This window comes from Tibeticola sp. (assembly GCF_022759015.1).
Taxonomy (GTDB): Bacteria; Pseudomonadota; Gammaproteobacteria; order Burkholderiales; family Burkholderiaceae_C; genus Tibeticola; species Tibeticola sediminis.
This window is the reverse complement of the sequence record NZ_JAEMQB010000080.1, coordinates 1-19,943: the sequence shown is the minus strand read 5'-3', so window position 1 is coordinate 19,943 and position 19,943 is coordinate 1. Positions and strand designations below refer to the sequence as shown.

Sequence of the window (19,943 nt, the reverse complement as noted above, 5' to 3'; positions counted from 1 at the left end):
AATTTGATATGTCCCTAAATTCGACCGCGGGCCAGTCATTGGGAACTTTATTTCACTCTGACCCCGTTTTATTTTTCATGGGAAACTGCTGCGCTGCACTAAACTCGGGGCCCTGCTTTTTTCTCCAAGGAGTGCGCCATGACCACGGCAGCCGAGCGTGAAGACTTTGAACAACAGGGCCTGTATCAGGCGTCGCAAGAACATGATGCCTGTGGCGTCGGTTTCGTGGCGCACATCAAAGGGCAGAAATCGCACGCCATCATCGAGCAGGCGCTGAAGATCCTCGAAAACCTCGACCACCGGGGTGCGGTCGGGGCTGACAAGCTCATGGGCGACGGGGCCGGCATTCTGCTGCAGATCCCCGACCAGCTCTACCGCGAGGAAATGGCCGCCAAAGGCATCGCGCCGGACGGCAGCATCGGGGTGACCCTGCCGCCGCCCGGTGAGTACGGCGTCGGCATGATCTTCCTGCCCAAGGAGCACGCCTCGCGCCTGGCCTGCGAGCAAGAACTCGAGCGCGCCATCCGCGCCGAGGGCCAGGTCTTGCTCGGTTGGCGCGACGTGCCGGTCAACCGCGAGATGCCGATGTCGCCCACCGTGCGTGAGAAGGAGCCGGTGCTGCGCCAGGTGTTCATCGGCCGCGGCGACGATGTCATCGTCCAGGACGCGCTCGAGCGCAAGCTCTACGTCATCCGCAAGACCGCGAGCGCCGCCATTCAGCGCCTCGGGCTCAAGCACAGCAAAGAGTATTACGTGCCCAGCATGAGCAGCCGCACGGTCATCTACAAGGGCCTGCTGCTGGCTGACCAGGTGGGCACCTATTACGAAGACCTGCGCGACCCGCGCTGCGTTTCGGCCCTGGGTCTCGTGCACCAGCGTTTCTCGACCAACACCTTCCCCGAGTGGCCGCTGGCGCACCCGTACCGCTATGTGGCGCACAACGGCGAAATCAACACCGTGCGCGGCAACTACAACTGGATGAAGGCGCGCGAAGGCGTGATGTCCTCTCCGGTGTTGGGCGCGGACCTGAAGAAGCTCTACCCGATCAGCTTCCCGGATCAGTCCGATACCGCCACCTTCGACAACTGCCTCGAACTGCTCACCATGGCCGGCTACCCGATCAGCCAGGCCGTGATGATGATGATTCCCGAGCCGTGGGAGCAGCACACGATGATGGACGAGCGCCGCCGCGCGTTCTATGAGTACCACGCGGCCATGATGGAGCCCTGGGACGGCCCAGCCGCCATCGTGTTCACCGACGGCCGCCAGATCGGCGCCACGCTCGACCGCAACGGCTTGCGCCCAGCGCGCTATTGCGTCACCGACGACGACATGGTCATCATGGCTTCCGAGGCGGGCGTGCTGCCCGTGCCCGAGAGCAAGATCGTGCGCAAGTGGCGCCTGCAGCCCGGCAAGATGTTCCTGATCGACCTCGAACAGGGTCGCATGATCGACGATGACGAGCTCAAGGCCAACCTCGCCAACGCCAAGCCCTACAAGCAGTGGATCGAAAACCTGCGCATCCGCCTCGATGATCTGCCCGCGGAAGTGCCCGGCAGCGTCGCGCCGCCGTCGGACATTGCGTTGCTCGACCGCCAGCAGGCCTTCGGCACCACCCAGGAAGACCTGAAGTTCTTGCTCGCCCCCATGGCCCAAGCCGGCGAAGAAGCCATCGGCTCCATGGGCAACGACAGCCCGCTGGCTGTGCTGAGTGACCGCAACAAGCCGCTCTACAACTATTTCAAGCAGCTGTTTGCGCAGGTGACCAACCCGCCGATCGACCCGATCCGCGAGGCGATCGTGATGTCGCTGGTGTCCTTCATCGGCCCCAAGCCCAACCTGCTCGACATCAACCAGGTCAACCCGCCGATGCGTCTTGAGGTGAGCCAGCCCGTGCTCGACTTCGCCGACATGGCGAAGCTGCGCGACATCGCGCGGCACACGCACGGCAAATTCCGCTCCGAAGTGCTCGACATCACCTACCCGCTCGCCTGGGGGCATGAGGGCGTCGAGGCCAAGCTCGCCTCGCTGTGCGCAGCCGCGGTCGATGCCATCCGGGGTGGCAAGAACATCCTGATTCTCAGCGATCGCAGCGTCGCGCCGGGGCAGGTCGCGATTCCAGCGCTGCTGGCACTCTCGGCCGTGCACCAGCATCTGGTGCGCGAGGGCTTGCGCACCAGCACCGGCCTGGTCGTCGAGACGGGTAGCGCGCGGGAGGTGCATCACTTCGCCGTGCTCGCCGGCTACGGCGCGGAAGCCGTCCACCCGTATCTCGCGCTCGAGACCATCGCCGCCATCCACCAGGATCTGCCGGGCGAGCTCTCGGCCGAAAAGGCGATCGCCAACTACATCAAGGCGGTGGGCAAGGGTCTGTCGAAGATCATGTCGAAGATGGGCGTGTCCACCTACATGAGCTACTGCGGCGCCCAGCTGTTCGAGGCCATCGGCATCAACAGCGCGACCATCGACAAGTACTTCACCGGGACGGCCAGCCGCGTCGAAGGCATCGGCGTGTTCGAGATCGCAGAGGAAGCGATCCGCATGCACCGCGACGCTTTTGGCGACAACCCCTTGCTGGCCCACGCGCTCGATGTCGGCGGCGAATATGCCTGGCGTGCGCGCGGCGAAGAACACATGTGGACGCCGGACGCGATCGCCCGGCTGCAGCACGCGACGCGTGCGAACTCCTGGCAGACCTACAAGGAATACGCCCAACTCATCAACGACCAAAACCGTCGGCACATGACGCTGCGCGGGCTGTTCGATTTCAAAGTCGATCCCAGCAAGGCGATCCCGATCGACGAGGTCGAGCCGGCCAAGGAAATCGTCAAGCGCTTCGCGACCGGTGCGATGTCGCTCGGGTCGATTTCCACCGAAGCCCATGCGACCTTGGCCATCGCCATGAACCGCATCGGCGGCAAGAGCAACACGGGCGAGGGCGGCGAGGACCCGGCGCGCTACCGCAACGAGCTCAAGGGCATCCCGATCCGCAAGGGCGAGACGCTCAAGAGCATTCTGGGCGCCGATGTGGTCGAGGTCGACATTCCACTCGAAGACGGCGATTCGCTGCGTTCGCGCATCAAGCAGGTGGCTTCGGGGCGCTTTGGCGTCACGGTCGAATACCTGGTCAGTGCCGATCAAATCCAGATCAAGATGGCCCAGGGCGCCAAGCCGGGCGAGGGCGGCCAACTGCCCGGCGGCAAGGTGTCTGAATACATCGGTCGCCTGCGGCACTCGGTGCCGGGTGTGGGTTTGATCTCGCCGCCGCCGCACCATGACATTTACTCGATCGAAGACCTGGCCCAGCTCATCCACGACCTGAAAAACGTCGCACCGCACGCGAGCATCAGCGTCAAGCTGGTGTCGGAAACCGGCGTCGGCACCATCGCCGCGGGGGTGGCCAAGTGCAAGGCCGACCACGTGGTGATCGCCGGGCATGACGGCGGCACCGGCGCCTCGCCCTGGTCGTCGATCAAGCACGCGGGCAGCCCCTGGGAAATCGGCCTTGCCGAAACCCAGCAGACCCTGGTGCTCAACGGATTGCGCTCGCGCATCCGCGTGCAGACCGACGGGCAGATGAAGACCGGCCGCGATGTCGTCGTCGCCGCGCTGCTGGGTGCCGATGAGTTCGGCTTTGCCACGGCGCCGCTGGTGGTGGAGGGCTGCATCATGATGCGCAAATGCCACCTCAACACCTGTCCGGTGGGCGTGGCGACGCAGGACCCGGTGCTACGGCGCAAATTCCAGGGCAAGCCCGAGCATGTCGTCAACTATTTCTTCTTCGTCGCCGAAGAGGCGCGGCAGATCATGGCGCAGCTCGGTATCCGCACCTTCGACGAACTCGTCGGCCGCAGCGACTTGCTCGACACGCGCCGCGCCGTCGAGCACTGGAAGGCGCGTGGGCTCGACTTCAGCCGCCTGCTCGCGCGTCCGGCCCTCAAGGTCGAGGCGCCGCGCTACCACACGGACGAGCAAGAGCACGGCCTCGAGAAGTCGTTTGACAACATCCTGATCGCCAAGGCGCGCGCCGCCATCGACCACGGCGAAAAGGTGCAGTTCATGGAAGTGGTGCGCAACGTCCACCGCTCGGTCGGCGCCATGCTCTCCGGCGCTTTGACCAAGGTGCGGCCCGAGGGCCTGCCCGACGACACGATCCGCATCCAGCTCGAAGGCACTGGCGGCCAGTCGTTTGGTGCGTTCCTGGCTCCGGGCATCACGCTCTACCTGATCGGTGAGGCCAACGATTACACCGGCAAAGGCCTCTCGGGCGGCCGCGTCGTCGTGCGACCCAGCCTGGATTTCCGCGGCGAGGCAACCGGCAACATCATCGTCGGCAACACGGTGATGTATGGCGCGACCTCGGGCGAAGCCTATTTCTGTGGTGTGGCCGGCGAGCGCTTCGCCGTGCGTCTGTCCGGCGCGACGGCCGTCGTCGAAGGCACGGGCGACCATGGCTGCGAATACATGACCGGCGGCACGGTGGCGGTGCTGGGCAAGACCGGCCGTAACTTCGCGGCTGGGATGAGCGGCGGTGTGGCCTATGTCTATGACGAAGATGGCTTGTTCGCCAAGCGCTGCAACACGGCGATGGTGAGTCTCGAGAAGGTCCTGCCCGCTGCCGAGCAGGAAGCCCGCGTCGACCGCGCCATCTGGCACCGTGGCCAGACCGACGAGGCGCAGCTGCGCAAACTGCTCGAGGAACACCACCGCTGGACCGGCAGCCGGCGCGCGCGCGAACTGCTCGACAACTGGGCGCAGTCCCGCGAGAAGTTCGTCAAGGTGTTCCCGAACGAATACAAGCGGGCCTTGGCTGAGCTTCATGCCAAAAAGAGCCAGCAAGCCGGTGCCAAATCGGCTCCGGCTGCTCCTGAAAAAGAAGTGGCTGGCAGTCGCTAAGCCCGTGCATCGTTCGAGGAAGGTTCACCATCATGGGAAAAGTCACCGGTTTCATGGAATACCACCGGCTCGAAGAGGGCTACCAGCCCGTGCCGGAGCGGCTCAAGAACTACCGCGAGTTCGTCATCGGGCTCGATGAGCAGCAAGCCAAGATCCAGGCTGCGCGTTGCATGGACTGCGGCACGCCGTTTTGCAACAACGGCTGCCCGGTCAACAACATCATTCCGGACTTCAACGATCTGGTTTATCAGGGCGACTGGCATCGGGCGATCGAGGTGCTGCACAGCACCAACAACTTCCCCGAGTTCACCGGCCGCATCTGCCCGGCGCCCTGCGAGGCGGCCTGCACCCTCAACATCAACGACGACGCGGTGGGCATCAAGAGCATCGAGCACGCCATCATCGACCGCGCCTGGGCCGAGGGCTGGGTGCAGCCCGAGCCTGCGGCGCACAAGACCGGTAAGAAAGTGGCCATCGTCGGCTCCGGGCCTGCGGGCCTGGCGGCCGCCCAGCAGCTCGCGCGCGCGGGTCATGCGGTGACCGTGTTCGAAAAGAGCGACCGGGTGGGTGGGCTGCTGCGCTATGGCATCCCGGACTTCAAGCTCGAAAAATCGCACATCGACCGGCGCGTCCAGCAGATGCAGGCCGAAGGCGTCGAGTTTCGGACCGGCGTGGTCGTCGGCTCGTTGCCGGAAGATGCCAAGGTGCCCAACGATGCCAAGGAACGCGTGGCGCCCGAGGACATCCGCAGCGCGTACGATGCCGTGCTGCTCGCCGGCGGCTCCGAGCAGCCTCGGGACCTGCCGGTCCCGGGCCGTGAACTCGCCGGCATCCATTTCGCGATGGAATTCCTGCCGCAGCAGAACAAGGCGAATGCCGGCGACAAGCTCAAGGGGCAGATTTCGGCCAAGGGCAAGCATGTGATCGTGATCGGCGGCGGCGACACCGGCAGCGACTGCGTGGGCACGAGCCGCCGGCAAGGCGCCTTGAGCGTCACCCAATTCGAAGTGATGCCGCGCCCGCCGGAAAAAGAGAACAAGCCGCTGGTCTGGCCCTACTGGCCGATCAAGCTGCGCACGAGTTCGAGCCACGAAGAGGGCTGCGAGCGGGAATTTGCGATCCTCACCAAGGCCTTCCTGGGCGAAAAGGGCAAAGTCACCGGCGTGCAGACCGTGCGGGTCGAGATGAAGGACGGCAAGCTCGTCGAGATTCCCGGCACCGAGCAGGTTTGGAAGGCCGACCTCGTGCTGTTGGCCATGGGTTTCGTGCACCCGCTCGCGAGCGTGCTCGAGGCGTTCGGGGTCGAGCGGGACGCCCGCGGCAACGCCAAGGCCACGACCGATGAAGAGCACGGCTACGCGACCAACGTGCCCGGCGTCTTCGCGGCGGGTGACATGCGCCGCGGTCAGTCGCTGGTGGTCTGGGCGATCCGCGAGGGCCGGCAGGCCGCCCACGCGATCGACAAGCACCTCATGGGCCACAGCGTCTTGCCGCGCTGAACCGTGAATCCCGGGGATGGCTGGCGCACCCCCGGGGTTTCCCGGATTGCCTTATCATCGAAAGGCCGGCGACTGTCCGGCCTTTTTGTTGTTTATGTCCACCCCTGCTTCCCCTCCACTCGTCGAGTTGCGCCACCTGAGCTTCGGCTACGGGGAACGCACCGTGCTCAACGACATTTCCTTGACGATTCCGCGGGGCAAAGTGACGTCCTTGCTCGGCGTGACCGGGGGTGGAAAGACGACCACGCTGCGGCTCATCGGGGGGCAGTATCGGGCGCAAAAGGGCGAGCTGCTGTTCGACGGTGAGGACGTCACCCGCATGGATGCGCAGCGCCTCTACGCCGCGCGTCGGCGCATGGGCATGCTGTTCCAGTTCGGTGCGCTCTTCACCGATCTCAACGTGTTCGACAACGTGGCCTTCCCGCTGCGCGAGCACACCGATCTGCCCGAGGCATTGATTCGCGACATCGTCTTGATGAAGCTCGACGCGGTCGGGCTGCGCGGGGCGCGCCATCTGATGCCCTCGGAAATCTCGGGCGGTATGAACCGGCGCGTGGCGCTGGCGCGCGCGATTGCGCTCGACCCCGACCTCGTCATGTACGACGAGCCGTTTTCCGGCCTCGATCCGATCGCGCTGGGCACCGCGGCGCGGCTGATCCGCCAGCTCAACGACACGCTGGGCATGACGAGTCTGCTGGTGTCGCATGAAATTCCCGAAACCTTCCGCATTTCGGACCACGTCATCATCCTTGCCAACGGGCAGGTGATCGCGCAAGGCACGCCCGACGAAGTGCGCGAGTCTTCCGATCCTCTGGTGGTCCAGTTCGTCAAGGGGCTGCCCGACGGGCCGGTCCGCTTCCACTACCCCGCCGTCAGCATTGCCGAAGACTTTGATCGTTCGGCGATGCGCCTCGAGGAGCTCGACCGATGAGTTGGTATCGCCCCGCCGATGTCGGCTATGCGACCCGCCGCGTGCTCGCGGGCTGGGGCGACGGCACGCGGCTGCTGCTGCGCTTGACCCTGATGTTCGGGGCGGCGATGCGGCGCTTTGGACTGGTGCGCGACCAGATCTTTTTCCTCGGCAACCAGTCGCTGGCGATCATCTCGGTCTCCGGCTTGTTCGTCGGCTTCGTGCTCGGGCTGCAGGGCTACAACACGCTGCAACGCTATGGCTCGGCCGAGGCGGTGGGGCTGCTGGTCACCTTGTCGCTGGTGCGCGAGCTCGGGCCAGTGCTGACGGCACTCTTGTATGCCGGTCGGGCCGGGGCGTCGCTGACGGCCGAAATCGGCCTCATGCGTTCGGGCGAGCAGCTCTCGGCCATGGAAATGATGGCGGTCGACCCCGAGCGGCGCATACTGGCGCCCCGGTTTTGGGCGGGCATCATCGCCATGCCGCTGCTCGCGGCGGTTTTCAGTGCCGTCGGTGTCATCGGGGGCTGGCTCGTGGCCGTACCCATGATCGGAATCGATGCCGGTGCTTTTTGGAGTCAGATGCAGGGCGGCGTCGATGTCTGGAGCGATGTGGGCAACGGCGTCATCAAGAGTTTCGTCTTTGGCATCGCGGTGACCTTCATCGCGCTGCTGCAGGGCTACGAGGCCCTGCCGACGCCCGAAGGCGTGTCACAGGCGACCACCCGCACGGTGGTCGTGGCTTCTCTGTCGGTGCTGGGGTTGGACGTCATTCTCACCCTGCTGATGTTCAGTCTTTGAGGAAATCGCATGGAGCGTTCGAAAAACGATGTCTGGGTGGGTCTGTTCGTGATGCTGGGTCTGGCCGCCGTGCTGTTCCTGGCGCTCAAGGCTGCCAATCTGCTCAATCTCAATTTCGAGGCGAACTACCGCGTCCAAGCCAAGTTCGACAACATCGGCGGCCTCAAGCCCAAAGCAGCGGTCAAGAGCGCCGGTGTCGTCGTCGGCCGGGTCGAGGACATCGGCTTCGACGACCAGACCTACCAAGCGCGTGTGACCTTGTCGATGCAAAAGCGCTACGCGTTTCCCAAAGACAGCTCGCTGAAAATCCTCACCAGCGGCCTTTTGGGCGAGCAGTATGTGGGGATCGAGCCCGGGGCTTCCGATCAGGTTTTGGCCGACGGCGACACGGTCAGCTCGACCCAGTCGGCGCTCGTGCTCGAAAACCTCATCGGGCAGGTGCTGTTCAACAAGGCAGCCGAAGCCGGCGACGGCGGCGCGAGTGGGGCGAAGAAATGAGCATGCCGGTCCTCCGTCACCCGGCGCGTTTGCTCATCCTTGCGGCCGCGATGGTGCTGGCGGGCTGTGCGCATGGGCCCGGCGCCGACCCGCGCGACCCGCTGGAGCCACTCAACCGCAGCGTTTTTGCCTTCAACGACGCGGTCGACCGCACGGTGCTGCAACCGGTGGCCACGGCCTACACGGACATCACGCCCCGGCCCGTGCGTACGGGCGTGCGCAACTTCTTCAACAACCTCGCCGACGGCTGGTCGTTCGTGAACCAGTTGCTGCAAGGCAAGCCGGCGGAGGCGATGGACAGTTTTTTCCGCTTCAACATCAATACGCTGTGGGGCGTCTTCGGGCTGATCGATATCGCCAGCGAGATGCGTATCGAGTCGCGGCACGAGGATTTCGGTCAAACCCTGGGCCGCTGGGGCGTGCCGAGCGGGCCTTATTTGGTGCTGCCGCTCATGGGCCCCTCGACGGTGCGCGACGCCGCGGCGCGCTTGACGGTCGACGTGAAAGCAGATCCGGTTCGCCAGGCCGACCATGTGCCGACCCGCAACAGCTTGATTGCGCTCGATGTGGTGCAAACCCGGGCGCAGTTGCTGCAAGCCACGCGCATGCTGGACGAGGCCGCACTCGACCGCTACAGCTTTACGCGTGACATTTATCTGCAAAAACGCCAAAACGATGTGTTCGATGGCGCGCCACCACCACCGGATGCGCCGACCGAGGAGCCGGCCGAGGCCACCCAACCCTAAACCGGGATGACCGCTTGGGACCGCCCCGGCCGCCTGTGCAACCTGAAGGAGCTGCCATGTTCATGAATCGCCGTGATTTCGTTCGCCGCTGCGGCGGCATCGCTCTGGGCGTCGCGGGAGCCGCGGGGGCGCTGGCGGCGCACGCGGCTGAAGAGGCGCCGGATCAATTCATCCTGCGCGTGTCGAACGAGGTGCTCGACACGATCCGCGCGGACAAGTCACTGCAGAGCGGGGATATCGCGAAGATCATCGCTTTGGTCGACAGCAAAATCATGCCGTATGTGGACTTTCAGCGCATGACGGCCTCGGCCGTCGGGCCCGCCTGGCGCAAGGCCACGCCTGAGCAGCGCCAGCGGCTGCAGCAAGAGTTCAAGACGCTGCTGGTGCGGACCTACGCGGGTGCGCTGACGCAGGTCAGTGATCAACAAATCGTGCTCAAGCCCATGCGTGCCTCTGCGCAGGACAAAGAGGTGGTGGTTCGCAGCGAAATCCGGGGCGGCAAGGGCGACCCGGTGCAGCTCGACTATCGCCTCGAGAAGGTGCCCGGCGAAGGCCCAGGCTGGAAGATTTACGACCTCAACGTCATGGGGGTCTGGCTGGTCGACACCTACCGGGGGCAGTTTGCCCAGGAGATCAATGCCAAAGGCATCGACGGCCTGATCGCCTCTTTGGCGGAACGCAACAAAGCCAATGCCGGTGGATCGCGTAAAGGTTGACCTGGGCTTGCGGCTGCCCCCAGCCCTGACCCATCAGAACGCGCGCAGCGTCTTGCGTTCGCTCGTGTCGTCCGTGCGCGCGACGCCCGAGGCAACCGTGGTGGTCGACGCGCGCGATCTCGGTCAGTTCGACTCGTCTGCGCTCGCCGTGCTGCTGGAGTTGCGGCGGCAGGCGCGGGCGCTGAACAAGGGCTTTGCGGTCGCGCATCTGCCCGCCAAGGCCCGCCTGCTCGCGCAGGTCTACGGCGTCGCGGAGCTGCTGCCGGAGCACGCGTCCGTCGGCGGGTGAACCCTCTGCGCCGACGTCGCTTCGGTATGCGCGCAGGCGTGCGGCGCCGAGCGCCCTAGAATTTTGAGTTTTTGATCCCATGCCCGCCGCGGTCTCGTTCGATTCGGTCACCAAAGTGTTTCCCGCTGCACGCGGGTCGGGCGCGGCATTGCGCGCGCTCGACGGCGTGAGCTTCGACATCGAGGCGGGCGAATTCTTCGGCCTGCTCGGCCCCAATGGGGCGGGCAAGACGACGCTGATCAGCATTCTCGCGGGCTTGGCGCGGGCGACTTCGGGCAGCGTGCGCGTGCTCGGGTACGACGTGCAGCGAGATTACGCCCAGGCGCGCAAGCTGCTCGGCGTGGTGCCACAGGAACTGGTGTTCGACCCGTTCTTCAACGTCATCGAGACGCTGCGCTTTCAGTCCGGGTACTTTGGCGTGCGCGACAACGAGGCCTGGATCGAGGAGTTGCTCGTCGGCCTCGGTCTGGCCGACAAGGCGAACGCCAATATGCGCCAGCTCTCGGGCGGCATGAAGCGGCGGGTGCTGGTCGCTCAGGCATTGGTGCACAAGCCGCCGGTGATCGTGCTCGACGAGCCCACCGCGGGGGTCGACGTCGAACTGCGGCAGACGCTGTGGCAGTTCGTCTCGCGGCTCAACCGCGAGGGGCATACCGTGCTCTTGACGACCCACTATCTGGACGAGGCCGAGGCCTTGTGCGGCCGTATCGCCATGCTCAAGGACGGGCGTGTCGTGGCGCTCGAGCGCACGTCCGATCTGTTGCGGTCGGCCTCGAGCCATGTGCTGCGGTTCACGATCGATGGCAGCCTGCCGCCCGAGCTGGCCCGCCTGGCGCGGGTGACCGGCCGCGTGGTGCAGTTTCCCGCGCAGGATGCGCTCGAAATCGAGCGGTATCTGGCGGCCGTGCGCGAGGCGGGCCTGCATGCGCAGGATGTGGAGATCCGTAAGGCCGATCTGGAAGAAGTGTTTTTGCAAATCATGGGCCAGCACCGCTTGGCCGCAGAGGTTTCATGAAGATGACCGGTTGGCGAGCCCTACTCTACAAGGAGGTGTTGCGTTTCTGGAAGGTTGGCTTCCAGACCATCGCCGCGCCCGTGCTCACGGCCCTGCTCTACATGCTGATCTTTGCGCATGTGCTCGAAGACCATGTGCGTGTCTACGGCAGCCTGGCTTATGGTGCGTTTCTCGTGCCCGGGTTGGTGATGATGAGCATTCTGCAAAATGCCTTCGCGAACAGTTCGTCGAGCCTGATCCAGAGCAAGATCATGGGGAACCTCGTGTTTCTGTTGCTCACGCCCCTGTCGCATTGGGAATGGTTCGTCGCTTATGTCGGCTCCTCGGTTCTGCGGGGTCTGGTGGTGGGCTTGGGCGTGTTTGCGGCGACCTCGGTGTTCGCGATGCCAAGTTTCGTGGCACCGGGCTGGATCGTGGTGTTTGCCGTGCTGGGCTCGGCTTTGCTCGGGAGCTTGGGCTTGATTGCGGGGCTGTGGGCCGAGAAATTCGACCAGATGGCCGCATTTCAGAACTTCGTCATCATGCCCATGACCTTTTTGTCGGGCGTGTTCTACTCGGTGCACACGCTGCCGCCGTTTTGGCAATCGGTGAGCCACCTCAATCCGTTTTTCTACATGATCGATGGCTTCCGCTATGGTTTTTTTGGCATCAGCGATGTCTCGCCCTGGCGCAGCCTCGCCGTCGTCGTGCTCGCGCTGATCCTGGTCGCCGGCTGGTCGCTGCGGCTGCTGCGCGTGGGGTACAAAATTCGTTACTGAAATGACCGCATCCGAAATCGAACGCCTCATCCGCGCGGGCCTACCCTGCGATTTTGTCCATGTCGAAGGGGACGGACGACACTGGAGCGCCATCGTCGTCTCGCCGGCCTTCGAAGGGCTGCGCAGCATCGCGCGCCATCAGCGGGTGTATGCGGCGCTGGGCGACCGGATCGCCAAGGACGAAGTCCATGCGCTGTCGCTCAAAACCTGGACGCCCGCCGAGTGGGCAGCAAGGCAGGGTGGCTGAGGATGCAGCGATTGCTCATACGCGGAGGGCGTCGGCTCGAAGGCGAGGTGTCGATCGCGGGCGCGAAGAACGCGGCCCTGCCCGAACTCTGCGCGGCCCTGTTGACCGACGAGCCGGTGCGGCTGCACAACGTGCCGCAATTGCAGGACGTCGCAACCATGCTGCGGCTGATTGCCAACATGGGGGTGCAGGCCGAGCGTGTCGACGGAACGACGGTGCAGATCGACGCGGCAGCGCTGACCACGCCCGAGGCGCCCTACGAACTCGTGAAAACCATGCGGGCCTCGGTGCTGGCTTTGGGGCCGTTGTTGGCGCGCTTTGGGGAGGCGACCGTCTCGCTGCCCGGTGGCTGCGCGATCGGGTCGAGGCCGGTGGATCAGCACATCAAGGGTTTGCAGGCCATGGGCGCGCAGATCGATGTCGAGCACGGCTACATGCTGGCCCGGCTGCCGCGCGGCCGCTCGCGGCTGCACGGCGCGCGCATCGTGACCGATATGGTCACGGTGACGGGCACCGAAAACCTGATGATGGCGGCCACTTTGGCCGAGGGTGAAACCCTGCTCGAAAACGCCGCCCAGGAGCCTGAGGTCGTCGACCTGGCGGAGATGTTGATCGCCATGGGTGCGCGGATCGAGGGCCATGGAACGAGCCGTATCCGCATCCAGGGCGTCGACCGGCTGCACGGTTGCGTGCACACGGTCGTTCCCGATCGCATCGAGGCCGGTACCTTCTTGTGCGCGGCAGCGGCGACGGGTGGCGACATTCGACTGCGCGACGCGCGCGGGGAGCATCTCGACGCCGTCATCGAAAAGCTGCGCGACGCTGGCGCCGAGGTGGCGTGCGGGCCAGGGTGGATCCACCTGCGCTCGCAGGGCCGCATGCGGGCGCAGAGCTTTCGCACCACGGAATACCCGGGCTTTCCGACCGACATGCAGGCGCAGTTCATGGCGCTCAACTGCATTGCCGAAGGCGCGGCCAAGGTGACCGAGACCATCTTCGAGAACCGCTTCATGCACGTCAATGAACTCGTGCGGCTGGGGGCGCGCATTCAGATCGACGGCAAGGTCGCTTTGATCGAAGGCGTTCCGCGGCTGTCGGGTGCGACCGTGATGGCCACCGACCTGCGGGCCTCGGCGAGCCTGGTGATTGCCGGCCTCGTCGCCGATGGCGAGACGCTCGTCGAGCGCATCTACCATCTCGATCGCGGCTACGACCGCATGGAAGTCAAACTGCGTGCCCTCGGGGCCGACATCGAGCGCATTTCATGATCACACTCGCTCTCTCCAAAGGTCGAATCTTCGACGAGACGCTGCCGCTGCTCGCGCGCGCGGGCATCGAGGTTGCCGAAGATCCCAATACCTCCCGCAAGCTCATCCTGGCGACGAATCAGCCCGATGTGCGCGTCGTCCTCGTGCGGGCCACCGACGTGCCGACCTATGTGGAATATGGCGGCGCCGACCTCGGCGTGGCGGGGCTGGACACTTTGATCGAGCACACCGCCCAGTGGGGCCAGGGGTTGACCGGCGGGGGGCTCTACCGGCCTTTGGATCTGGGCATCGCGCGCTGCCGGGTCAGCGTGGCCGTGCCCGAAGGCTTCGATTACCGCGCCGCGGTGCGCCAGGGCTCGCGCTTGCGCGTGGCCACCAAATACACCGCGATTGCGCGCGACTTCTTCGCCGAAAAGGGCGTGCATGTCGACCTCATCAAGCTCTACGGCAGCATGGAACTCGCCCCCCTGACCGGACTGGCCGACGCGATCGTCGATCTGGTCTCCACCGGCAACACGCTCAAAGCCAATCACTTGGTCGAGGTCGAGCGCATCATGGACATTTCCTCGCGGCTCGTCGTCAACCCCGCGGCGCTCAAGCTCAAGCGGGAACGCATCCGCTCGCTCATCGACGCGATGGCCGCGGCCATATCCGAACGGGAGTGCCAGGCATGAGTACCGCAACGAACCCGATGCCGACCGCGCGGCCGCTGCGTCTGTCCACGAGCGATGCCGGTTTCGAGGCGGCCTTCGCCGCGCGCCTGCATTGGTCGGCCGAGACCGATGCGGCCATCGAGCAGCGGGTGGCGGACATCCTGGCCGACGTGCGCTTGCGCGGCGATGCAGCGGTGCTCGATTACACGCGCCGCTTCGACGCCCTCGATGCGGCCGAGATGGCGGCGCTCGAACTGAGTCAAGACGAACTGCGCGCCGCGTTCGACTCCTTGCCCGAGGTGCAGCGCAGCGCTTTGCGGGCTGCGGCCGATCGGGTGCGCCGCTACCACGAGGCGCAGCGGCGGGCGGCGGGCGAGAGCTGGTCGTACCGCGACGAGGACGGCACGCTGCTGGGCCAGAAGGTCACGCCGCTGGACCGCGTGGGCATCTACGTGCCCGGCGGCAAGGCCGCCTACCCGAGCAGTGTGCTGATGAACGCCATCCCCGCGCACGTCGCCGGTGTGGGCGAAATCATCATGGTGGTGCCGACGCCGCGCGGCGAGAAAAATCCGCTGGTGCTGGCCGCGGCCTATGTGGCGGGGGTGACGCGGGGCTTCACGATCGGCGGTGCGCAGGCGGTGGCGGCGCTGGCCTACGGCACTGCCACGGTGCCGAAGGTGGACAAAATCACGGGCCCCGGAAACGCCTATGTGGCGAGTGCGAAGAAGCGCGTGTTCGGCGTGGTCGGCATCGACATGATCGCGGGGCCGAGCGAGATCCTGGTGCTGGCCGATGGCAGCACGCCGCCGGAATGGGTGGCGATGGATTTGTTCAGCCAGGCCGAGCACGACGAACTGGCGCAGAGCATCCTGCTGTGCCCCGATGCGGCCTACATCGACGCGGTGCAGGCCGCGATCGACCGGCTGCTGCCTTTGATGCCGCGCGCGGCCATCATCGCCAAGAGCCTCAACGACCGGGGGGCGCTGATTCAGACGCGCAGCATGGAAGAGGCCTGCGCCATCAGCAACCGCATCGCGCCCGAGCATCTCGAAGTCTCGAGCCGCGAGCCGCATCGCTGGGAGCCGCTGCTGCGGCACGCCGGCGCGATCTTCCTCGGGGCCTACACCAGCGAAAGCCTGGGCGACTATTGCGCCGGCCCGAACCATGTGTTGCCCACCAGCGGCACGGCGCGGTTCAGCTCGCCGTTGGGGGTGTACGACTTTCAAAAGCGCAGCAGCTTGATCGAGGTGAGCGAAGCCGGCGCGCAGGCGCTCGGCACCCTTGCGGCCGAACTCGCCTACGGCGAAGGACTGCAGGCCCATGCGCGCGCGGCCGAACTGCGCCTGCGCGAGGTGCCCCCGATGCGGGAGCCGCGGTGATGGGGACGCCTTGGACTGCCCCAGACCACCCGGCGGCGAGCGGCGTGCCGCTCCAGCCCGAGGACTACGCGCAACGCGTGCTGCGCGCCGATGTGCAGGGGATGCACGCCTACGCGGTGCAGGATGCGCGCGGCCTCATCAAGCTCGACGCGATGGAGAACCCATACCGGCTCAGCCCCGCCTTGCAGGCGGAACTCGGCGCGCGGCTCGGTGCGGTCGAGATCAACCGATACCCGGGCCCTCGGATCGAGGTGCTGCGCGAGGCGCTGGCGGTGTATGCGGGTATGCCGCGGCATGGCTATGCGCTGATGTTGGGCAACGGCTCGGACGAGCTGATTTCGCTCTTGGCGATGGCTTGCGACCGGCCCGGGGCGAGCATCCTCGCGCCCGAGCCCGGCTTCGTGATGTACGCGATGAGTGCCAAGCTCCAGGGGCTGGCCTACCACGGCGTGCCGCTGACGCCGGACTTCGCGCTCGACGAGGCGGCGATGGCCGAAGCGATCGAGGCGCACCGGCCCGCCATCGTTTATCTGGCTTACCCCAACAACCCCACCGCGAACCTGTGGGACGAGGCCGTGATGGAGCGGCTCATCGCGTTGCAGGCACGGCTGGGCGGGCTGGTGGTGATCGACGAGGCTTACCAGCCGTTTTCCAGCCGTAGTTGGATCGACCGCCTGCGCGTGCAGCCGCACCACTACCCGAACCTGCTGCTCATGCGCACGCTGTCGAAGTTTGGCCTTGCCGGCGTGCGGCTGGGCTACCTGATCGGCCCCACGGCGCTGGTGCAGCAGATCGACAAGGTGCGCCCGCCTTACAACGTCAGCGTGCTCAATGCCGAGTGCGCGTTGTTTGCGCTCGACCATGCCGACGTGTTTGCGGTGCAGGCGGCCGAGCTGCGCGCGCAGCGCGCGATGCTGCTCGAGCGGCTCGCGGGCCTGCCCGGCGTGCAGGTCTGGCCGAGCGAGGCCAACATGATCCTCATCCGCGTGCCCGACGCCCATGCGGTGTTCGCGGGCATGAAGGCGCGCGGCGTGCTGGTGAAGAATGTCTCGGCGCTGCACCCGCTGCTGGCGAACTGCCTGCGGCTGACGGTGGGCACGCCGGAGGAAAATGCGCAGATGCTGCAGGCGCTGCAAGCCGCGCTGACCGACCTGCAGGCCACCGCCTGAGGTTGAGGCCCCTCACGACGACTGATTTCAGATCCACCGGGAACCCCCGCCATGAACCGCACCGCCGAAGTCACCCGCCGCACCGCGGAAACCGACATCACCGTCCGCATCGATCTCGATGGCAGCGGCCGCGCGCGGCTCGCCACGGGCATCGGTTTCTTCGACCACATGCTCGACCAGATCGCGCGGCACGGACTCATCGACCTCGACATCGAGGCCAAGGGTGATCTGCACATCGACGGCCACCACACCGTCGAGGACGTGGGCATCACGCTCGGGCAGGCGGTCGCGCAGGCCGTGGGCGACAAGCGGGGCATCCGGCGCTATGGCCATGCCTATGTGCCGCTGGACGAGGCGCTCTCGCGTGTGGTGATCGACTTTTCCGGCCGGCCCGGCCTCGTGGCCCATGTACCGTTCACCAGCGGCATGATCGGCAGCTTCGACACTCAGCTGATGCATGAGTTTTTCCAGGGCTTCGTGAACCACGCCTTCGTCACCCTGCACATCGACAACCTGCGCGGTGCCAATGCGCACCATCAGGCCGAGACCGTCTTCAAGGCCTTCGGTCGGGCCTTGCGGGCCGCGGTCGAGCTTGACCCGCGCGCGCCGCAGGCCGTGCCGTCCACCAAAGGGTCTTTGTAGCCAATTTTTGAACAAAATTGGCCTGACGCCGGCGTGATTCGGTCCTCTTCTGCTATGAAAAAAATAGTCAACACGGTTGCGGTCGTCGATTACGGCATGGGCAATCTGCGCTCGGTGGCGCAGGCCGTGCTGCATGCGGCGGCCGACAGCGGCGTCAACGTCATCATCACCGCCGAGCCCGCGCAGGTGCGCGCGGCCAGCCGCGTGGTGCTGCCGGGGCAGGGCGCCATGCCCGACTGCATGCGCGAGCTGCGCGCGTCGGGGTTGCTCGAGCCCGTGCTGGAGGCCGCGGCGAGCAAGCCGCTGTTCGGCGTCTGCGTGGGCATGCAAATGCTGCTCGACCACAGCGCAGAGGGGCCGGCCGGCGTGGGCACGCCGGGGCTCGGCTTGATTGCGGGCGAGGTGGTGCGCTTTGACCTCGCGGGCCGGGTGCAAGAGGATGGCAGCCGCTACAAGGTGCCGCAAATGGGCTGGAACCAGGTCTTTGCGACGCAGCCACGCCACGCGCTCTGGAGCGGTGTGCCCGATGGCAGCTGGTTTTATTTCGTCCACAGTTTTTACGCGCGGCCGTCGGATGCGCGCCACACGGCGGGCGAGGCCGACTACGGCGGTCGCTTTACCGCTGCGGTGGCCCGGGATAATATTTTTGCGACCCAGTTCCACCCCGAGAAAAGCGCCGCCCAGGGGCTCGCCCTCTACCGCAACTTCCTGCACTGGAATCCCTGACATCGTTTCCGCTCCGACGCAGGCCGCCCGGCGCTGCGAGGTCTGTTTGAACCCATCATGCAACTCATTCCCGCGATCGATCTCAAAGACGGCCACTGCGTGCGCCTCAAACAAGGCGACATGGACCAGGCCACCACCTTCGGCGAGGACCCCGCCGCCATGGCGCGCAAATGGGTCGACGAAGGCGCGCGCCGCCTGCATCTGGTCGACCTCAACGGCGCCTTTGCCGGCAAGCCCAAGAACCACGCGGCGGTCAAGGCCATCTTGGCCGAGGTGGGCGAAGACATCCCGGTGCAACTCGGCGGCGGCATCCGCGACCTCGACACCATCGAGCAGTACATCGACGCCGGCCTGCGCTGGGTCATCATCGGCACCGCCGCGGTGAAAAACCCGGGCTTTCTGAAGGAAGCCTGCATCGCGTTCGGCGGCCACATCATCGTCGGCCTCGACGCCAAGGACGGCAAGGTCGCCACCGACGGCTGGAGCAAGCTCACCGGCCACGAGGTTTTGGACCTCGCCAAGAAGTTCGAGGACTGGGGCGTCGAGTCCATCATTTACACCGACATCGGCCGCGACGGCATGCTCACCGGCATCAACATCGACGCGACGGTGCGGCTCGCGCAGGGGCTCACGATACCCGTGATCGCCTCGGGCGGCCTCTCGAGCATGGCCGACGTCGAAGCGCTCTGTGCGGTCGAAAACGAGGGCATCGAGGGCGTCATCTGCGGCCGCGCCATCTACACCGGCGCGCTCGACTTCGCCGCCGCGCAGGCCCGCGCCGACGCGCTCAACGGCAGCGCCTGAATCGGCAGCGTCAGAAGCCGCAATTCACCGGAGCTTCCCATGCTCGCCAAACGCATCATCCCCTGCCTCGACGTGACCGGCGGGCGCGTCGTCAAAGGCGTGAACTTCGTCGAGCTGCGCGACGCCGGTGACCCGGTGGAGATCGCCGCGCGCTACAACGACCAGGGTGCCGACGAACTCACCTTCCTCGACATCACCGCCACCAGCGACGACCGCGACCTCATCCTGCCCATCATCGAAGCCGTGGCGTCGCAGGTGTTCATTCCGCTGACCGTCGGCGGCGGGGTGCGCACCGTCGAAGACGTGCGGCGGCTGCTCAACGCGGGGGCGGACAAGACCAGCTTCAACTCGGCCGCCATTGCGAACCCACAGGTCATCCGCGACGCTTCCGCGCGCTATGGCTCGCAGTGCATCGTCGTCGCCATCGACGCCAAGCGCCGTTATGGGTCCGACCTGCTCGACCGTGGCGAGGGCTGGGACGTCTACAGCCACGGCGGTCGCAAAAACACCGGCCTCGACGCGGTGGCCTGGGCGCGGCAAATGGCCGAATTCGGCGCCGGCGAAATCCTGCTCACCAGCATGGACCGCGACGGCACCAAGGCCGGCTTCGACCTCGAACTCACCCGCGCGGTCAGTGACGCGGTCGACGTGCCCGTCATCGCCTCGGGCGGCGTGGGCACACTCGACGACCTGGCCGACGGCATCCAGCAGGGCCACGCCGATGCGGTGCTGGCCGCCAGCATCTTCCACTACGGTGAATACACCGTAGCCCAAGCCAAAGCGCGCATGGCCGAGCGCGGCATCACGGTGCGGATCTGAGAGGCTGAGAGGGAATCGGTCATGCCCGCTTTGACGTCCCAAAACACGCCCGAGGGCGTTGCAAATGCGCGCCGTAGCCCGAGCTACGGCTGTGCTTTGCGCCTACTCG

The 19,943-nt window shown here is 65.9% G+C and carries 19 protein-coding genes; all 19 read left to right on the top strand.

Annotated features, from left to right (window positions below; all coding sequences use genetic code 11):
- The first annotated feature begins 138 nt into the window (after positions 1-138).
- The 19 genes from JHC36_RS04820 to hisF all read left to right on the top strand — a co-directional run bounded on the left by JHC36_RS04820 (position 139) and on the right by hisF (position 19,834).
- Positions 139-4,896: a glutamate synthase-related protein gene (locus JHC36_RS04820; protein ID WP_287916535.1), complete on the top strand. Its 4,758-nt coding sequence runs from the start codon at positions 139-141 to the stop codon at positions 4,894-4,896.
- 32 nt (positions 4,897-4,928) lie between these two features.
- Positions 4,929-6,395, top strand: coding sequence for a glutamate synthase subunit beta (locus JHC36_RS04815; RefSeq protein WP_287916532.1), 1,467 nt, complete (start codon positions 4,929-4,931; stop codon positions 6,393-6,395).
- A gap of 94 nt (positions 6,396-6,489) precedes the next feature.
- Positions 6,490-7,326: an ABC transporter ATP-binding protein gene (locus JHC36_RS04810; protein WP_287916529.1), complete on the top strand. Its 837-nt coding sequence runs from the start codon at positions 6,490-6,492 to the stop codon at positions 7,324-7,326.
- Positions 7,323-8,105 (top strand): lipid asymmetry maintenance ABC transporter permease subunit MlaE, encoded by a 783-nt coding sequence (mlaE, locus tag JHC36_RS04805; protein WP_124222104.1) that lies wholly within the window; start codon positions 7,323-7,325, stop codon positions 8,103-8,105. The genes JHC36_RS04810 and mlaE overlap by 4 nt, the downstream gene beginning before the upstream one ends.
- Before the next feature lie 9 nt (positions 8,106-8,114).
- Positions 8,115-8,603 carry an outer membrane lipid asymmetry maintenance protein MlaD gene (gene mlaD / locus JHC36_RS04800; RefSeq protein WP_287916526.1) on the top strand — a complete coding sequence of 163 codons (489 nt, stop codon included), beginning with the start codon at positions 8,115-8,117 and terminating at the stop codon, positions 8,601-8,603.
- Complete coding sequence (locus tag JHC36_RS04795) at positions 8,600-9,349, top strand: MlaA family lipoprotein (protein WP_503006871.1); 750 nt, start codon at positions 8,600-8,602, stop codon at positions 9,347-9,349. Before mlaD ends, JHC36_RS04795 begins: the two co-directional genes overlap by 4 nt.
- Positions 9,350-9,411: 62 nt before the next feature.
- Positions 9,412-10,065 (top strand): MlaC/ttg2D family ABC transporter substrate-binding protein, encoded by a 654-nt coding sequence (locus JHC36_RS04790; protein WP_287916559.1) that lies wholly within the window; start codon positions 9,412-9,414, stop codon positions 10,063-10,065.
- On the top strand, positions 10,040-10,354 hold the full coding sequence (locus tag JHC36_RS04785; protein WP_287916520.1) for an STAS domain-containing protein: 315 nt from the start codon (positions 10,040-10,042) through the stop codon (positions 10,352-10,354). The genes JHC36_RS04790 and JHC36_RS04785 overlap by 26 nt, the downstream gene beginning before the upstream one ends.
- Before the next feature lie 79 nt (positions 10,355-10,433).
- A complete protein-coding gene (locus JHC36_RS04780) occupies positions 10,434-11,369 on the top strand; it encodes an ABC transporter ATP-binding protein (protein WP_287916518.1) in 936 nt (311 codons plus the stop codon).
- A gap of 2 nt (positions 11,370-11,371) precedes the next feature.
- Positions 11,372-12,127: an ABC transporter permease gene (locus JHC36_RS04775; RefSeq protein WP_124222642.1), complete on the top strand. Its 756-nt coding sequence runs from the start codon at positions 11,372-11,374 to the stop codon at positions 12,125-12,127.
- Between the two features lies 1 nt (position 12,128).
- Positions 12,129-12,374 carry a BolA family protein gene (locus tag JHC36_RS04770; RefSeq protein ID WP_287916515.1) on the top strand — a complete coding sequence of 82 codons (246 nt, stop codon included), beginning with the start codon at positions 12,129-12,131 and terminating at the stop codon, positions 12,372-12,374.
- 2 nt (positions 12,375-12,376) lie between these two features.
- Complete coding sequence (gene murA, locus JHC36_RS04765; protein WP_287916512.1) at positions 12,377-13,642, top strand: UDP-N-acetylglucosamine 1-carboxyvinyltransferase; 1,266 nt, start codon at positions 12,377-12,379, stop codon at positions 13,640-13,642.
- A complete protein-coding gene (gene hisG, locus JHC36_RS04760) occupies positions 13,639-14,316 on the top strand; it encodes an ATP phosphoribosyltransferase (protein WP_287916510.1) in 678 nt (225 codons plus the stop codon). The genes murA and hisG overlap by 4 nt, the downstream gene beginning before the upstream one ends.
- Entirely contained in the window at positions 14,313-15,674 is a 1,362-nt protein-coding gene (gene hisD, locus JHC36_RS04755) for a histidinol dehydrogenase (RefSeq protein ID WP_287916508.1), read from the top strand. Before hisG ends, hisD begins: the two co-directional genes overlap by 4 nt.
- Positions 15,674-16,843: a histidinol-phosphate transaminase gene (gene hisC / locus JHC36_RS04750; RefSeq protein ID WP_287916505.1), complete on the top strand. Its 1,170-nt coding sequence runs from the start codon at positions 15,674-15,676 to the stop codon at positions 16,841-16,843. The genes hisD and hisC overlap by 1 nt, the downstream gene beginning before the upstream one ends.
- 51 nt (positions 16,844-16,894) lie before the next feature.
- Positions 16,895-17,485, top strand: a complete 591-nt coding sequence (gene hisB / locus JHC36_RS04745; RefSeq protein ID WP_124222084.1) for an imidazoleglycerol-phosphate dehydratase HisB — start codon at positions 16,895-16,897, stop codon at positions 17,483-17,485.
- Between the two features lie 54 nt (positions 17,486-17,539).
- On the top strand, positions 17,540-18,211 hold the full coding sequence (gene hisH / locus JHC36_RS04740; protein WP_287916500.1) for an imidazole glycerol phosphate synthase subunit HisH: 672 nt from the start codon (positions 17,540-17,542) through the stop codon (positions 18,209-18,211).
- Between the two features lie 57 nt (positions 18,212-18,268).
- The gene (gene hisA, locus JHC36_RS04735; RefSeq protein ID WP_287916497.1) at positions 18,269-19,015 is read left to right on the top strand and encodes a 1-(5-phosphoribosyl)-5-[(5-phosphoribosylamino)methylideneamino]imidazole-4-carboxamide isomerase; all 747 of its coding nucleotides are present in this window, start codon (positions 18,269-18,271) and stop codon (positions 19,013-19,015) included.
- Positions 19,016-19,054: 39 nt separating this feature from the next.
- Positions 19,055-19,834, top strand: coding sequence for an imidazole glycerol phosphate synthase subunit HisF (hisF, locus tag JHC36_RS04730; protein WP_287916494.1), 780 nt, complete (start codon positions 19,055-19,057; stop codon positions 19,832-19,834).
- Positions 19,835-19,943: the final 109 nt, after the last annotated feature.

What these genes read in the sequence shown, in the direction of transcription:
- hisG (WP_287916510.1), top strand. Translation starts at nt 13,639, where the DNA reads ATGATCACACTCGCTCTCTCCAAAGGTCGAATCTTCGACGAGACGCTG.
- JHC36_RS04790 (WP_287916559.1), top strand. Translation starts at nt 9,412, where the DNA reads ATGAATCGCCGTGATTTCGTTCGCCGCTGCGGCGGCATCGCTCTGGGC.
- hisD (WP_287916508.1), top strand. Translation starts at nt 14,313, where the DNA reads ATGAGTACCGCAACGAACCCGATGCCGACCGCGCGGCCGCTGCGTCTG.
- JHC36_RS04810 (WP_287916529.1), top strand. Translation starts at nt 6,490, where the DNA reads ATGTCCACCCCTGCTTCCCCTCCACTCGTCGAGTTGCGCCACCTGAGC.
- JHC36_RS04820 (WP_287916535.1), top strand. Translation starts at nt 139, where the DNA reads ATGACCACGGCAGCCGAGCGTGAAGACTTTGAACAACAGGGCCTGTAT.
- JHC36_RS04795 (WP_503006871.1), top strand. Translation starts at nt 8,600, where the DNA reads ATGAGCATGCCGGTCCTCCGTCACCCGGCGCGTTTGCTCATCCTTGCG.
- JHC36_RS04785 (WP_287916520.1), top strand. Translation starts at nt 10,040, where the DNA reads ATGCCGGTGGATCGCGTAAAGGTTGACCTGGGCTTGCGGCTGCCCCCA.
- JHC36_RS04770 (WP_287916515.1), top strand. Translation starts at nt 12,129, where the DNA reads ATGACCGCATCCGAAATCGAACGCCTCATCCGCGCGGGCCTACCCTGC.
- JHC36_RS04815 (WP_287916532.1), top strand. Translation starts at nt 4,929, where the DNA reads ATGGGAAAAGTCACCGGTTTCATGGAATACCACCGGCTCGAAGAGGGC.
- murA (WP_287916512.1), top strand. Translation starts at nt 12,377, where the DNA reads ATGCAGCGATTGCTCATACGCGGAGGGCGTCGGCTCGAAGGCGAGGTG.
- hisA (WP_287916497.1), top strand. Translation starts at nt 18,269, where the DNA reads ATGCAACTCATTCCCGCGATCGATCTCAAAGACGGCCACTGCGTGCGC.
- hisF (WP_287916494.1), top strand. Translation starts at nt 19,055, where the DNA reads ATGCTCGCCAAACGCATCATCCCCTGCCTCGACGTGACCGGCGGGCGC.
- hisB (WP_124222084.1), top strand. Translation starts at nt 16,895, where the DNA reads ATGAACCGCACCGCCGAAGTCACCCGCCGCACCGCGGAAACCGACATC.
- mlaE (WP_124222104.1), top strand. Translation starts at nt 7,323, where the DNA reads ATGAGTTGGTATCGCCCCGCCGATGTCGGCTATGCGACCCGCCGCGTG.
- JHC36_RS04780 (WP_287916518.1), top strand. Translation starts at nt 10,434, where the DNA reads ATGCCCGCCGCGGTCTCGTTCGATTCGGTCACCAAAGTGTTTCCCGCT.
- mlaD (WP_287916526.1), top strand. Translation starts at nt 8,115, where the DNA reads ATGGAGCGTTCGAAAAACGATGTCTGGGTGGGTCTGTTCGTGATGCTG.
- JHC36_RS04775 (WP_124222642.1), top strand. Translation starts at nt 11,372, where the DNA reads ATGACCGGTTGGCGAGCCCTACTCTACAAGGAGGTGTTGCGTTTCTGG.
- hisC (WP_287916505.1), top strand. Translation starts at nt 15,674, where the DNA reads ATGGGGACGCCTTGGACTGCCCCAGACCACCCGGCGGCGAGCGGCGTG.
- hisH (WP_287916500.1), top strand. Translation starts at nt 17,540, where the DNA reads ATGAAAAAAATAGTCAACACGGTTGCGGTCGTCGATTACGGCATGGGC.